A 14882-nucleotide genomic window follows, 5' to 3' on the forward strand; every position below is an offset into this window, starting at 1 on the left:
TCTTAAAACACGTGGCGAATGCCGAGTTGCACGATCGTTTGCGTCCGCGTCGACGATGCACCCACACCGTTGGGCATCGTCGGTGACTGCGAATACGGCGTCACCGCATAGAAATTTCCTGCCACTTTCGCGCCCGCAAACGCGTGCTGCCAGGTGCCGACCGTGAACAGGTCGGTGCGTTTCGACAGCCGATAGTCGACACCGAGAGTCCCGATGTTGTACTTGCCGAGCTTGCGCTGATCGACATAGGCGAGGCCCGCGCCTACCAGGAAATCCGGCGCCGGATGCCAGCTCAGTCCGCCTTCATAGGCGTTCACGGTCACCGTGCCGAGCGGAGTGTCAGACGCGTTGGTATAGGTGTACACGCCGTTGATGGCGAAATTGCCGAGTTTCACGAGTCCGCCGAGGGCCGCGGTGTAGATCGATTTCGCACCCAGCGCATATTGGGCGATCGTACCCGCTCCCGGCACGCTATAGCCGCCGTCGACTTTCGTGAATGCCGCGCCGAACGAATAGGGCGCATTGAAGCTGCCGGTCGGGCTGTACTTGAGGCCCACGCTGATCGTCCGGGGCGCCGTTGGGGAACCGCCGAACGCGCCTGCCGTATTGCTGAAGCCATACATTGCGCCGGCGCCGAAACCCGCGATGTTCGGGGTCTCGTAGCGCACCATGTTGTGCACCTGCTCGCCCGCCAGCCGGTCGATGTCGTAGCCGAGATGGAACGAGTACACGCCGCCGAACTGTGCCGTGTTCGTGTAGAACGTCACGTAGTCATAGATGAAGTCGTAATCGTTACCGGCGATCAGCGTACCGAACCGGTCGCTCGACAGGCCGACGAATGCGCGCCGCCCGAACAGCGCGCCACCCTGCCCCGCAGCACCCGAATTGACGTCGAAGCCGTTTTCCAGCGTGAAGACGGCTCGCAGGCCGCCCCCCAGGTCCTCCTTGCCCGTCAAGCCCCAGCGGTCCGACGCGACCACGCCGCTGTCCATCTTGAAGGTGCTGTGGCCGCCCTGGTTGCTGATGTAGCTGAGGCCGTCGTCGATGATGCCGTAAAGCGTGACACTGCTTTGCGCATGCGCGGCCCCTGCGAACATCGCAGCAAAAGTCGCCGCCAATACTCGATACTTCATTGCTGCTGTCTCCTGATTGGCGGTCGTGCCGCCATTTTTTAATTTGCAGAACTAGTGATGGGGATGCCGACCTGCTCCATCAGGCCGGCCTTGTATCAGCCGGCCATCAGCTGCCTCGCCTGCTTCACCCACTGGTCCTGCATCATAAAGGTCGGATTGGCGCGCACCGCGCGCTCCACCCCGGCGAGGATTTCCTCATCGGACTGGGTCAGGTCCAGCGGCAGGCTGACCGGCTGGCTGACATACCAGGGCGTGTCGCAATAGATTTCCATCTGATTGCCTTCTGGATCGAGCACGTAGATGCTCAGCGAGTTGCCGTGACTCTTGACCTGGGTAATCTTGCGATCTTCGTCCTGCGCCCGCTTGTAATAGGCTTTCAGCTCGGGCAGCCCATCGACCATGAACGACAGCTGATTAATGATGGATTTGCTGCCGGGTTCACGCCCGGCCACGAACACGATCTGATGATGTTCGGTGGGGTCCGAGCTCGGGAATACGCCCTTGCCGACAGGCCCGCTACCCTCGTCCGTCTTCACCAGGCCAAACCATCGCTGGTAAAACTCCACCATCCTGTCGACATCGATCACATGGATGCCGACGTGCTTGAATCTGGCCTTGAGTGCCTGTGACATGCTGAGTCTCCTGTTAGATGGTCGTTTTGGTATTTGATCGACGGGCCGTCGTCCGTGGCACTCCATGAGCCAAGGTTACGGGCCCGAAACTCTACGACAAAGCAACATTTTCGCGGCTTGAATGACTTCAGATCATCCAGGCGCCCTCATTACATTCACGTCGACAGCGCCAGGGCCTCTCGTCCATGTCCCCGCACGATCAGAACCCTGCCGACGTAGCCGAGCACGCCGCACACGCCGATGGTCCAGCCCATGCCGGCCGGCGAGATCCCCGGAAACAGTCCGACGACGAAGCTCGCCAGCGCGCCGAAGGCGAGCTGGGTCGCGCCGAACAGCGCCGCTGCCGCGCCGGCATTGTCTGGATAGCGCGACATCAGATCGGTCGCGCAATTGGCGGAAAGCAGTCCCACCACGCCGATGACACAGCACAGTCCGGCCACCATCGGCCACAGCCCGCCCCACCCGGTCAAGCATGCAAAAGCGACGAACAGTGCTGCGCCAGACGAGAGCGTCGATGCGGCGGAAATCATCCGCAACACGCCGAACCGGCCGACATAGCGCGTGTTCAAAAAGTTGCCGGCCATGATGCCGAGCACATTCAGTGCGAAGAACAGGCCATAGTGCTGCGGCGAGATATGGAAATACTGGATATAGACGAACGGCGTCTCCGTGATGTAGGTGAACATCGCGGCAAACACCATCCCGCCGCACAGCAGATGCCCCCAGACGGCCGGATCGCGCAGCAGCCGCCCGTATGCGGCGAACGACTGCAACACGGCCTGGTTAGCGCGCTTCTCCCGCGGCCACGTTTCCGGCACACGCAGCCACCCGGCCACTGAACAGAACGCGCCGAACAGCGTCAGTGCGACGAATACCGTGCGCCAGTCGCCGAGCAGCAACAGTTGCCCCCCGATCAACGGCGCGAGCAGCGGTCCGACCGAGGTGACCAGCGCGACCATCGACAGCACTTTCGACGCTTCGCCGGGCTCGTGAGCATCACGCGCGATGGTCCGCGCAAGCACCGAGGCAGCGCCTGCCCCGAGCGCTTGCAAAAAGCGCATCACTATGAGCTGGTTAATGGAGGCCGAGAGGCAGCATGCAACGCTGGCGACAACGAACAGGCCGAGACCGGCGAGCAGCACCGGACGTCGCCCGTACGCGTCGGAGATCGGACCGTACAGCACCATGCCGATCGAGAACCCGGCGATAAAAGCCGTCAGCGTTGCCGCCGCGGCGGCGGCCGGGACGCCGAACGATGCGGCAATCGCCGGCAGGCTCGGCAGATAGATATCGGTCCCGAGCGGACCGCAGGCGGCAAGCGCGCCAAGCAACAGGATCAGCCGCCGATCCGGCCGGCGTCTAGTCAGGTGGGGCATCGCAGTTCCGTTGGAAGCGGTTCGGTTCGTACTCGCCAGAAAAAACCGGCGGGCGGGCACACTCACTGCACGCCGTCAGATCGCGGCATCGCGACTCACGAATCCGCCTTCGCCGTTGATTTCAACCGGTGCCAGCGCTCCCCTGCTGGCGGCCAGCGCGTTTTGCTCGCGCTGCTTGAGCCGGTTTTCAGGCGTCTCCCAGCTACGCTCGTGCCCCCACAGGCTCATGCACCAGAGCTCCTCTGGCTTCCAGCTTTCACGATCGATCAGCCGGCCACCCCACCCCGTTTCGATGAGAAATCCACCGGGCGTCTTCGAATAGAAAGACAGCATGTGGTCATTCCCGTGTCGGCCGAGACTCGTCTGGATCATGCCCGGCATGGTCAACGCCTTGTCGTATAGCCGGCCGACATCGTCCATGAACTTGTATTCGACCATCACGTGATGAAGGAATCTGGCAGGGGTTTTGACCAGCGCCAGCGAGTGATGCCGCTCATTGGCATGGATAAAGCGCACCTTGATGTCCCCTTCCATATAGTCGGTCAGGCCGAAGCCGAGCACCTTCATGTAGAAATATTCCATCTCCTCCAGAAGCGGAGTGCCGATGACAACGTGGCCGAACCCCAGCGAACCGGTACGGAAGCCTCCGATCGGGCGGCCCGGCTTGAAGGGGCTCGCGTCGGTACTACGTCCAACGAAAAATTCGATACGATTGCCGTCTGGGTCAGATACCCACAACATGTGCTGCACGCTGCGTTCGCACCGCTCTACAGCATTGCTTTCGTGCACCGGAATGCCCGCCGCGGTCATTTCATCGCGCACTGTCTCCAAGGCTTCGAGGCCGTCGACCTTCATGCCCATAAACCCGACGCCATTGCGCTGCGCCGGACGCACGAACAGGCGCCAGGCATAGTCATCCATGCGCAGGCCGAGACACTCCTGAGCCAGTGAACGGACTTCGAATCCGATGTAGTCCGTTGCGAACGCACGCCACTCGTCCATGTTGGTGGCGTCGATGCCCAGATAGCCGATTTCCTGGATTTGCAATTTGAATCCCCTGTCAATTGGGTGCGCCGTGATGCTCGCGCGGCAGCCCCTGCGTCATCGCGTATTCGCCATTGCTGAACGTCAGGGGCTTGCCGTCGAAATGCGCGTATTGCTTGACCTCGCCGATCAGGATCAGGTGATCGCCGGCTTCCTGGACGGAAACGCGCTGGCATTCCAGCTGCGCAACCGCACCGTAGATCAACGGCGCACCGCCGAGCCCCGCCACCCACGACACCAGCTCGAACTTCTCCGGATGACTCGTGCAGAACCACTGCGACACCTGGACCTGGTCATGCGCGAGCATGTTCACCACGAAATGCTCTGCGCTCCTGAAAGCCTCGACATTTCTCGACTCGCGCCGGATCGACCACAGGATCAATGGCGGGTCCAGCGAGACAGAGGCGAAGGAATTCACCGTCATGCCGACCGGACCGCCGTCATGACTGGCCGTGATCACCGTCACCCCAGTCGGATACTGACCAAGGCAGCGTCGGAATGAGCGGCTGTCATCGAGCGGGCGGCCACGCTCCAGCAGGGCCCACGGCCGCTTGTCCGCGACGAATTGCTGTTGAATCATCATTGCGTTTTCGCTCCGTGATGTCTGCGGGATTAGCGCCAGTAGGCGGCAGTGGCGAAGTCGTTGACCTTGAATTCGGGCGCCGGCAGACCCAGAAGCGCCCGCGAATAAGCGCTCGCCGCGAGCTCCTTGCCGCCGGTGCCGTGCGTGCGCGCCGCCATCAGGTTGCGGAAGATCAGCTGCATCGGATTGGAGCTCTGCGAAGCCACTGCGCCGACCATCGGCCAGATGTCATGCAGGACATCGAAGCAGGCGGCGAACGAATCGGCCGATTCGAAGCGCACGCGCAGACGCTCCAGATGCGAAATCGGTTCGCCCTTGCAGGCTTGATCGAAAATATGCCGCCAGTTGTTCAGGGTCCGCGTGCGAATGTCGTTGATGCGGGTCAACGCGTCCGCGAGCTTCAGATGAAGGATGGGGTTTTCGGCCAGGCGTGCCCCGGTGCCCATCTTCGTATAACGATTGCGGGACTGTTCAAGAAACAGGTTCACGCCTTCCAGCGCCGTGCCGATCACGGTATTGGCAGCCGTCGCGTAGAACACCGTCATCCACGACACGCCGCGATACAGCGGTGTCTGGATCGCCTCGTAGCCGGGGTTGATGTCGTTGACGACATCGACCATCACGTGGATGCGGTGATTCGGCACGAACACCTCGTTCGCCGTGACCGCCTTGCTGCCGGTGCCGCGCAGGCCCTGCACGTCCCAGCTGTCGTGGTCGATGACCAGGTCCTTGATCGGCACCAGGAAATTGCGCTCACCACCGCCGAGCACGACATAGTGCGCAAAATCGACGCCACTGGAGAAGGTCCATCTGCCATCGAGGATATAGCCGCCCTCGGTCGGTTCGGTCTTGCCGAGCGGCGCGTAAGAGCTGGAGGCACGGGCGTCCGGACCGTAGACGCCCCAGAAATCCTCGTGCATCTGCGGGTCCATCGCCGCGATTTCGAGGTTGTGGCAGACGATCTGGCCGGCGATCCACGCCGCGGAACTGTCGCATTGGGCAATGCGCATCAGGCCGTCGTAGAAGTCCGCCGGAGAGAGTTCCAGGCCGCCGTATTGCAGCGGCGTGAGGCTGCGGAACACGCCGGCATCGAGCATGGCCTCGACGCTGGCATCGGGAACGCGACACTCGCGCTCGGACTGCTCGCGGCCTGCGCGCAGCACCGGAAGGATCGCGTCGACAGCCTTCAGGAATGCCTCGCCCGCTTTCAGCGCGCGCTGGCGGTACGCTTCGCCCTCGGTGGCCGTGAAGGGTTGGGTTTCAATCACTGCGTTCATGTCGTCTCTATCGATGTAGTTCGAGTGAGCACAGTGTAGGTGGGGTAAGTACCCGATCTAAAACGATTCCTTGTACGTTAGAATGAGTTCAACTCATGCAAGAACGTTTGAAATGAAGCGCCTTCCCTCTCTGACAGCCGTCAGATATTTCGAGGTCGCTGCCCGCCTGCAAAGCTTCACCGCGGCGGCCGCCGAACTCCATGTGACCCAAGGCGCGATCAGCCGCATGATCCAGACGCTCGAGGAACAACTCGAGGTTCGCCTGTTCGAACGCAATGGCCGCTGGATTTCACTGACACCCGTCGGCAGGGCCTATCACGAACAGATTACGATGGGCCTGAACCAGATTGCCGAGGCGGGCAGCCGGCTGAAGGAGAGCGCAGACCAGTCGACGCTGATCCTTTCCGTCAACGTTGGCTTCACCCTCTGGCTGGTCCAAAACATCAGCGAGTTCCGCGCCAGATTCCCCGATATCCAGGTTGACGTGTTGGCCGAGGAACTCAAGGAACTTGATTACGACGCGCCCGTCCATGCTCGCATCCGTTATGGCTCACCCCCGTGGCCTGGTTATGATTCGATTTGCCTGCTCGACACGACCGAGGCGGGCGTGGTTTGCTCGCCGCGCATGAAGCAGCAGGTCGATGTGCATGAACCCGCCGACTTGCTCACGGCCCCGTTGCTGAGCATTGCCGGCACGCGCGAAGAACCTTGGCAGAAGTTTTTCGAACAGCACGGGCTGCAGATGCCAAGCCTCGGCAAATCCCCGCGCTTTCTGCAGATGCTGATGATGCGCGAAGCCGCCATGTCAGGCCTCGGCTTCGGATTGGTGCCCTTGTTCCTGTTTCAGCAGGACTTCCGGGACGGGCGGTTGGTGCAGGCCATCCCGCACACATGCACCATCCAACACGGGTACCACCTCCTTTACCGTAACGGGGAGGACCTCAACCCGAAACTCAAGATTTTCAAGAAGTGGCTGTTGGCGCGGCTTCGAGCGTCGATATGAGCGCGTGGCCAGGGACACTGCGCACGGCATTGTCGAGTCAGCGACTACAGGTTGAGTCGCGCTGACTGGGTGTTGGCATCCTGGTCGAACAGCGTTGAGGCGGGCTTCTGCTACGCCGCAGAGTTGCCATGCCGTGAAGCGCGCCTCGATGGCAATGTTACTGAACCAACCGGGGCATCATGATCGTCCCATAGTTGGGGCCGATGCCGTCCATCTGGCTGTTTTTGCAGTAGTTCGGATCGTTGCCCATCTGGACGGTGATCAGTGCGTTGGTGCCGCTGCCTGTCTCCTTCAGAATGTGCAGGCACCCGAATGCGACGATCGGCGGGGTAGTCCCTTGCTCCCCCGTGACGTCACTCACCACGGCTACCGTCACCCAGGCACAACTACCCGCCGAACCCGCCGGGACCTGACTACACGTTGCAACGTTATGGAACGCATTGCTATTCAGGCCCGTTTCGAGATAGATCGGTTGGCCGATAGACATCGGACTCGCGTTTCCGCTCGTCATCAACCCGACTATGACGTCGGAACCGAGCTGGCTATTAGCAGAGGAGAGGGACGTCCATTGCCCAGCGTTGCAATTGCTGTTGGGCTGGTACGACGCTCTGATCCCGAAGATGTACGGTTGGCCGATCGTCTGCGCAATCGGCGAGGTGGTGCCCGGAGCTGCTTGGGGGTCGGTTGTACTGGTAGCAAGCTTGGGGGAGCTGGTCGCCGAATTCCAGTAGGAGTTGTACAGGCATTGCGACATCACGATCGGGAACAGTGCCCCAACTTCAGCGGTTCCCGGACTAGCCACGACCGCGGTCGCCGTCGCACTCGTCTTCAGCGACGCGATGTTCAGCACTTGCGCCAGATACAGCGGGACGCTCCCGTTGGAGTCGGTCCCATCCTTGTGCACCGTCACCTGGACCGCAGGCACGATCTTTCCGCTTGCTACCGGCACGGTGGCCTGGGATACACCAGCCGCAACATTGGTCACATTCACATAGCCCGTGGTGACATCCGACGTATGCAATTGCACGGCCGCCCCCTGCACGTTGTTCTTCGGCCCGAACGAAACAGCCACGGTCTGCGAGTCGTTCCAATCCGGATTGGCGGCGCTCGCGTTGTTGCAGCTAGCGTTGCTGGCTTGGGCATACAGGCACTGTGCCCCTGCAAGCGCAGCGGCGTCCGCGGCAGTCTGTGCCTGAGTGCGGGCCACCATCAGGTTGCCAATGTCGATCGCGAGCGCCGCGAAGCTTAGGAGCATAAGCAGCAGCAGCGCGACCATGATGGCCACCGCGCCCTTCTGCTTCTTCATCGATTTGACGCGGCGCTGAGTACGCAGGGTATGGACGTTACGCATGATGTTCTTCTTATTCGTTATTCATCGTGGCCGTGGAGCTCAACGTGATCGGCCCAGTCAACGGGTTCATCAGGGGGCCGAGCAACAACCCCGTGAACGTGTACGAGACCTTGACCGCCAACGCGGTGCCGAACGACCCGCCTGCGTTGGTCACCGAGACCGACGGCGCGGGGTTTTTCGCCGCAAACGAAATCAGGTACGAGGACGTATAGCCGGTCACGACGCTCGTAATGTCCGTGGTCGTGGGTCTGGGACTCGTTAGCACGATGCCCGCCCGCGCGCCCTCCCTGGCGGCGTTGGTGATGACAGCCTGGTCGTACAGAGCCAGGCCGAACTCGACGATTCCGAACACAATCAGCAACAGAAGCGGAAGTACGAGCGCGGTTTCGACGGCCACTACACCTTTTTGCTTTTTTTTCAGGCTCATCATTTGACTCCGTAGGCGGTCACGCAACATTCGCCGACCGCATCCTGTTCGCTAAGGCTTGCGCTCTGCGCCGGACGCTGATTCGGTGGACGCGATCTTGTATTTCACAACGGCGCGGCTAGCGCCAGGAAATCGAAGTTGGGGTGACTGAACGGCAACGAGCCAGCACATATCGAGGTAACATCGATGACGTGGCACGTTTGAAATATGATGGATTCGCGACGGTGCTCTTCGCTTGATTTCTCATGATGTCCCCCGACGATGAGTGCCACACTCCGCATGTGATTGCCGAATGCGAAGGGCCTCGGGAAGCCATCTGGTTGTCATTTTGGCTTCCGTTTATAGCTTCAGAGCATACGAGCCAAAGCGGGAAATTCTGCGCGCTGCCGCACAATTCTTCTGCAATAGCGGCAAAGCGGCGATCGACGACAACACATTGGAATGGTTCATCCCCTATGAGCAACAGGATCGCGCAGCTTTTCCGGCATCTGACCTCAGGCGTATATGTGATCGGCGTAGCGGACGGCGAGCGCCGCAATGCGTTCACCGCAAGCTCGGTGATGCAGGTTTCGTTTGCACCATTGCTCGTCGCGCTCGGCATCAGTCCCGAGCATCAGTCGTACGAACTGCTGCGCAGCGGCGCGGTGTTTGCGATCAGCGTGCTGCGCGCGGATCAACAGAAGCTCGCCGAGCACTTCGGCACGCAGTCGGGCCGCAACGTCGACAAGCTCGCGACGACTCGCTGGCGTACCGGCGTGACCGGCGCGCCGCTATTGGTCGATGCGCTCGCGCATTTCGAGTGCCGGGTGGTCGATGACATCGCGGCGGGAGATCATCGGGTGGTGATCGGGCGTGTCGTCGATGGCGCGCTAGCCGGCGCGGGCGGAAAACCGCTGATTTATGCGCAGACCGGCAATCTCGACATGAGCGAGGACCTTTATCCCGGGACGTTTTCGTAGTTGGGTGGCGTGCTGGCTGCTCAATGCCAGTGCCCGCCATGTCCGCCGTGCCAGTGGCCGTAGTAGCCGCCATGATGATAGCCACCGCCCCAGTAGCCTCCGATCACCACTGACGGTCCCCACCATCCGTAGTAGCCAGCCCATGGATAACCGTATGGGTAGCCGTAGGGATACCCGTAATAGCCCGGATAGCCGTAATAGCCGGGATAGCCGTAATAAGCAGGCGCAGGAACCGCGACATAGGTGCAATCCTGTCCCGACAACGGCAAATCGTTTGGCGCCGGATTCGCGCCGGCTGTCCCGCTTGCCGCAGTAGGCGCGTTCCCGGTCGATGATTCCGTGGCGGCAGTGGCCGCCCCGCTGGTGCAGGCGTAGTAGCCACCCGCTCCCGGATAGTACGAATAGGGACCGTAATAGACGCAGCCACACAGCGCAAACGCGCCCGCCACGCCAGTGCATAGACCAACGATTCCACAACGCATGATCGCTCCCCCTCTGCGGGCGCAGCGCAGCCGTCTCGACACGGCATGGTTTTATTCTAGTCGTCGAATCTTGCATCAGGTACGCGCCTTGCGGAGTGCAGATATTCCGTGGAAATCAGGAGTTTCGACATGGACCTGCCCGACCCTCTCGACCCGAACGCCCCCTCGACTCCCGCACAGCCGGCCACCGGCGCACGTATCACCGGCGCCGGCGCCGGCGCTGGCGATGGTCCCGGACCCGAGGTAATGGCCGCCGCCACGCTCGACGGCAACAAGGTAATGTCTTCCGACGGCCAGGACCTCGGCAAGATTTCCGACATCATGCTCGACGTGCGCAGCGGCCGCATCGCGTATGCGGTTCTGACGGAGGGCGCGATTCTCGGCATCGGCGGCACCTTGCACGCGATCCCCTGGCGCGCGCTGACGCTCGACACGGACCGCAAGTGCTTCCGCCTGGACGCCACGGCGGAGCAAGTGAAAAGCTCGCCGGGCTTCGACAAGGACCATTGGCCGGCGATGGCCGATCGCGCATGGGGCGCGTCGGTCCACCAGTTCTATCATCGCGAACCGTACTGGGAAGCCACACGCGGTGTCGTCGAAAGCGATCCCGCCGCACGTATCGATCCGACCACCGGGATCTGAAGAAGACCCTCGTCCCGGCGCTCCAGCATCGCTATCTCACGCACGCCACCGTCTTGCGACGAGCACACGAGGCGCGGCGCGCGGCAAAGGAGAAACGGCGATGAGCCGACGCGCACTAATCAATCGAAAGAACATATCCTTCGTCGCGTGGGTGGCGATCGGCACGGGTTCGGTGTTTCTCAGCCTTGCGCTTCCGCTGCCCGCGCTGGGCGCATTCGTAGTCGGCGCTTGTTGCGCGTATGCGGGGCGTTCCGGCCGGTGGCAGAGCGGGCATCCGGTCGCCGGCTTGCTGGAGCGCAAGCAACCAGAGGTCGTCGACGACGTGAATCAGCAAGCACCGGCGACGAATTCGACGCGCGAGGCGAGCGAGACGGAAGACGAAGCGGCGACGCGTTGAAGCACCGCATTCGCACGCTCATCGCCGGGCGGCGATCAAGTCACAGCGTTTGAGCTGCGCATAACCGCGAAGCTTGCGCATGCCGTCAGGCGGCACAATAGGCGATGACGGATGTCGAGCGAAGCTCGCTTGACTAGCGCGAACGCCGCGCAGATCGCGTGCGGCGAAAAAACGGATAATGCGCGGCAGTCTGTCTCCTGCGCAGTGGTGCACTGCGCCATATCGGTATCGGTGCGGCTTACGGGCAGAATGGCAGCGCGCATCACTCGCGAACAAGGCGGTTTCCTTCCACTGCAACTGAAAAAAAATTTCACTATGCGCATCCCACCGCTGAAGGCGATCATCGCGTTCGAAAGCGTTGCCCGCACGAAAAGCGTAAATCGCGCGGCCGACGAACTTGGCCTGACCGCGTCGGCGGTGAGTCATCAGCTGAGCAACCTCGAATCGATCATCGGGCAGGCGCTGTTCCAGCGCTCCGGCCGCGGACTCGTGCTGACGCCGACCGGCGAGCGTTATCTGGCCGACGTAACGGGCTCGCTCGCGGACCTGAGCCGCGCGACCGAACGCGCGTCGAGCCGTACCGACGTCGAGATCCTGCGCGTGCATTCGAGCCCGAGCTTCGGCCTGATGTGGCTGCTGCCGCGACTGTCGTCGTTCCAGGAAGCGAACGACGACATCCAGCTGAACGTCGCCTGCTCATACGAAAACGTGTCGTTCTCGAACGGCTTCTACGACATCGACGTGCGCCACGGCTACGGCAACTGGGCCAACGTCGAAGTCAAAACGGTGCGCGGCGAGTTCATCGCGCCGCTCGCGTCGCCGAAGTACCTCGCGCAACATCCGGTGAAGACGCCGGAAGACATGCTGTCGCATCGGCTGATTTATTCGGAGTCGCCGCTCGTGCAGTGGAAACAGTGGTTCGGCAGGACCGGTGTCTCCGCCGCGCACAAGACCTTCGATTTTTCGTTCGACCGCTCGTACATGTCGCTCGAAACCGCGGCACTCGGGCTCGGCATCGCGCTCGAAAGCCTGATGCTCGCATCGGTGAAGATACGCGAAGGCCTGCTCGCGCCCGTGTTCGACGCCAGCTTCGCGGTCGAAGTCGGTGCCCACCATCTCGTCTATCCGGCGCAGAACGCGGACCTGCCGCGCGTCGAGCGCTTCCTTGCGTGGATCGAGCGCGAAGCGGCCGCCGACTTGCGGGGCTGAATCCGCGTTTTCGTTCGCGTCCGGCTGCACGCGTGGCACAGCGCCGCGCGTGCGCTCCATCCGTCATCTGAATTTTTCTCAGCTATTGCTGAACGTTTCCGCGTTGATGCGGGCGCCTCGCGAGCCGACACTCTGGGCACCAGTCAACACCCAGGAGACAAACCATGTTGCTCGAGAACCGGACCATCATCGTGACGGGTGCGGCGTCGCCGCGAGGCATCGGCAAGGCCACGGCGCGCGCGCTGGCCGCGCAAGGCGCATGCGTCGTGATCCTCGATCTGCGCCGCGAAGATGCGCAAAGCGCGGCCGCCGAGCTCGGCGCGAAGCATCTCGGCCTGGCTTGCGACGTAACCGACAAGGACGCCTGCATCGCGGCCGCGCGCGAGACGCTGCAGCGCTTTGGGCGCATCGACGGTCTCGTCAACAACGCGGGCATCACGCAGCCGGTGCGCACGCTCGAGATCGGCGGCAAGGACTTCGACGCGATCGTCGACGTCAATCTACGCGGCACGCTGTACATGTCGCAAGCGGTACTCCCGGCGATGAAGGAACAGAACGGCGGCAGCATCGTCTGCATGTCGTCGGTCTCGGCGCAGCGCGGCGGCGGCATCTTCGGCGGCCCGCACTACAGCGCCGCGAAAGCGGGCGTGCTCGGTCTCGCCAAGGCGATGGCGCGTGAATTCGGCGCGAACCATATCCGCGTGAACTCGATCACGCCGGGCCTCATCCATACAGATATCACGGGCGACAAACTGACGCCCGCGATGCGCGAGGACATCATCAAAGGCATTCCGCTCGGCCGGCTCGGTGACGCCGCGGACGTCGCGAACGCCTGCCTGTTTCTGCTGAGCGACCTGTCGAGCTACCTGACGGGGATCACGCTCGACGTCAACGGCGGCATGCTGATTCACTGAAACACCGCGCGCCGCCAGACGGCGCATGCAACGCACCCGGGACACTATCCGGGGCACGTGGCCGCGGGCACGCGCAGCAGCGCCTGCCGTGGCGCACACAGGAGACATCGATGAAAGCGAAATACACCGCGACCGTTGCCGGCGACGTGCTGCCGCGGAACGACGAACTCACGTTCGAAGCGCGGACCTATGCGAAAGTCGCCCGGCGGCTGATTCCATTCCTGATGCTGTGCTATCTCGGCGCGTATCTGGACCGCGTGAACGTCGGCTTCGCGAAGCTGCAGATGCTCAACGATCTGCAATTCAGCGAAACGGTGTACGGGATGGGCGCCGGCATCTTCTTTCTCGGCTACTTCCTGTTCGAGGTGCCGAGCAACGTCATTCTTCATCGCGTCGGCGCGCGCCGCTGGCTTGCGCGCATCATGCTGACGTGGGCCGTCATCTCCGCGAGCTTCGTGTTCGTCAGAACACCTACCGCGTTCTATGTGCTGCGGTTTCTGCTCGGCGTGGCCGAGGCCGGCTTTGCGCCCGGCGTGATCCTTTACCTGACCTACTGGTTCCCGGCGCAGCGCCGCGCCAAAGCGTTGTCGCTGTTCTTCATGGCGATTCCGCTCGCGGGCATCATCGGTGGACCGCTGTCCGGCGCGATCATGCATTCGCTGCACGGCGCGCTGTCGATGTCGGGCTGGAAATGGCTGTTCCTGCTCGAAGCGCTGCCGTCGCTCGTGCTCGGCATCGCGATTCTGCTGTATCTCGACGACGGCATCGCCAAAGCGAAGTGGTTGAACGATGCGGAGAAAACGCTGCTCGCACGCAACGTCGCGAACGATGCGCAACAGACGGTCACGCACGTGTCGATTCGCGACTTCATCGGCGACCGGCGCCTGTGGCTGATGGCCGCGATCTACTTCTGCGTGGTGCTAGGCCAGTATGGCCTGACCTTCTGGCTGCCCACGATCATCCGCAAGGCCGGCGTCGCCGATCCGTTGTGGGTTGGCCTGTTCACCGCGATTCCGTATCTGTGCGCGATCGTCGCATTGCCGCTGATCGGCATGAGCGCAGATCGTCGCCGCGAGCGCCGCTTTCACCTGGCGATTCCGATGCTGGTCGCCGCCGCCGGCTTCGCGACGTTGCCGCTGCTTGGCAGCGTCGGCGCGTCGATCGTGTGTCTGAGCGTCGCGTCGGCAGGCATTCTCGCTTCGTCGTCGCAGTTCTGGTCGCTGCCGACCGCGCTGCTCGGCGGCATGTCCGCGGCGGCCGGTATCGCCGCGGTGAACTGCTTCGCGAATCTGGCGGGCTTCTTCTCTCCGGCGATCGTCGGCTGGCTCAACGATCTGACCGGCAAGTCCACCGCCGGGCTGATCTTCATTTCCGCCGCGGTGACGCTGGGCGCCTTGCTGGTCTTTCTGGTGCCCGCGCGATCCGTGAACCGATGAACCTCTCTCTCGACCTG

At 62.3% G+C, this 14882-nt stretch carries 16 protein-coding genes; 7 read left to right on the forward strand and 9 right to left on the reverse strand.

The genetic code is table 11. From position 1 onward, the window contains the following. Nucleotides 1-2: 2 nt before the first annotated feature. The 6 genes from QFZ91_RS05990 to QFZ91_RS06015 form a co-directional block, all read right to left on the reverse strand. Entirely contained in the window at nt 3-1133 is a 1131-nt protein-coding gene (locus QFZ91_RS05990; protein ID WP_184227090.1) for a porin, read from the reverse strand. A gap of 95 nt (nt 1134-1228) precedes the next feature. Further along, nucleotides 1229-1765, reverse strand: coding sequence for a VOC family protein (locus QFZ91_RS05995; protein WP_429566586.1), 537 nt, complete (start codon nt 1763-1765; stop codon nt 1229-1231). Nucleotides 1766-1920: 155 nt separating this feature from the next. Next, complete coding sequence (locus QFZ91_RS06000; RefSeq protein WP_429566587.1) at nt 1921-3141, reverse strand: Bcr/CflA family multidrug efflux MFS transporter; 1221 nt, start codon at nt 3139-3141, stop codon at nt 1921-1923. A 75-nt stretch (nt 3142-3216) separates the two neighbouring features. Next, nucleotides 3217-4188, reverse strand: coding sequence for a VOC family protein (locus QFZ91_RS06005; protein WP_429566588.1), 972 nt, complete (start codon nt 4186-4188; stop codon nt 3217-3219). A gap of 13 nt (nt 4189-4201) precedes the next feature. Then, on the reverse strand, nt 4202-4768 hold the full coding sequence (locus QFZ91_RS06010) for a flavin reductase family protein (RefSeq protein ID WP_429566589.1): 567 nt from the start codon (nt 4766-4768) through the stop codon (nt 4202-4204). Between the two features lie 29 nt (nt 4769-4797). Further along, nucleotides 4798-6045 carry an acyl-CoA dehydrogenase gene (locus QFZ91_RS06015; RefSeq protein ID WP_429566590.1) on the reverse strand — a complete coding sequence of 416 codons (1248 nt, stop codon included), beginning with the start codon at nt 6043-6045 and terminating at the stop codon, nt 4798-4800. A gap of 112 nt (nt 6046-6157) precedes the next feature. On the opposite strand from QFZ91_RS06015, the gene QFZ91_RS06020 reads away from it, so the two are divergent. Beyond that, nucleotides 6158-7048 (forward strand): LysR substrate-binding domain-containing protein, encoded by an 891-nt coding sequence (locus QFZ91_RS06020; RefSeq protein ID WP_429566591.1) that lies wholly within the window; start codon nt 6158-6160, stop codon nt 7046-7048. 157 nt (nt 7049-7205) lie between these two features. Here QFZ91_RS06020 and QFZ91_RS06025 read toward each other — a convergent pair whose 3' ends face one another. Further along, a complete protein-coding gene (locus QFZ91_RS06025; RefSeq protein WP_429566592.1) occupies nt 7206-8399 on the reverse strand; it encodes a pilus assembly protein TadG-related protein in 1194 nt (397 codons plus the stop codon). A gap of 10 nt (nt 8400-8409) precedes the next feature. Next, on the reverse strand, nt 8410-8829 hold the full coding sequence (locus tag QFZ91_RS06030) for a TadE/TadG family type IV pilus assembly protein (protein WP_429566593.1): 420 nt from the start codon (nt 8827-8829) through the stop codon (nt 8410-8412). Between the two features lie 452 nt (nt 8830-9281). Between QFZ91_RS06030 and QFZ91_RS06035 the strand changes: the two genes are divergently transcribed. Then, entirely contained in the window at nt 9282-9785 is a 504-nt protein-coding gene (locus QFZ91_RS06035) for a flavin reductase family protein (RefSeq protein WP_429566594.1), read from the forward strand. 20 nt (nt 9786-9805) lie between these two features. Here QFZ91_RS06035 and QFZ91_RS06040 read toward each other — a convergent pair whose 3' ends face one another. Further along, nucleotides 9806-10267, reverse strand: a complete 462-nt coding sequence (locus tag QFZ91_RS06040; protein ID WP_429566595.1) for a hypothetical protein — start codon at nt 10265-10267, stop codon at nt 9806-9808. A gap of 129 nt (nt 10268-10396) precedes the next feature. Here QFZ91_RS06040 and QFZ91_RS06045 point away from each other — a divergent pair, with 129 nt between their 5' ends. From QFZ91_RS06045 to QFZ91_RS06065, 5 genes are all read left to right on the forward strand, one after another. Beyond that, entirely contained in the window at nt 10397-10909 is a 513-nt protein-coding gene (locus QFZ91_RS06045) for a PRC-barrel domain-containing protein (RefSeq protein ID WP_429566596.1), read from the forward strand. 100 nt (nt 10910-11009) lie between these two features. Beyond that, nucleotides 11010-11306 (forward strand): hypothetical protein, encoded by a 297-nt coding sequence (locus QFZ91_RS06050; RefSeq protein WP_368598007.1) that lies wholly within the window; start codon nt 11010-11012, stop codon nt 11304-11306. A gap of 315 nt (nt 11307-11621) precedes the next feature. Next, nucleotides 11622-12515: a LysR substrate-binding domain-containing protein gene (locus QFZ91_RS06055; RefSeq protein WP_429566597.1), complete on the forward strand. Its 894-nt coding sequence runs from the start codon at nt 11622-11624 to the stop codon at nt 12513-12515. A gap of 164 nt (nt 12516-12679) precedes the next feature. Beyond that, nucleotides 12680-13429: an SDR family NAD(P)-dependent oxidoreductase gene (locus tag QFZ91_RS06060; protein WP_176378438.1), complete on the forward strand. Its 750-nt coding sequence runs from the start codon at nt 12680-12682 to the stop codon at nt 13427-13429. A gap of 110 nt (nt 13430-13539) precedes the next feature. Then, a complete protein-coding gene (locus QFZ91_RS06065; protein WP_429566598.1) occupies nt 13540-14865 on the forward strand; it encodes an MFS transporter in 1326 nt (441 codons plus the stop codon). The last annotated feature ends 17 nt before the right edge of the window (nt 14866-14882 follow it).

The organism is Paraburkholderia sp. JPY419 (genome assembly GCF_050435705.1).
GTDB classification, from domain to species: domain Bacteria; phylum Pseudomonadota; class Gammaproteobacteria; order Burkholderiales; family Burkholderiaceae; genus Paraburkholderia; species Paraburkholderia youngii.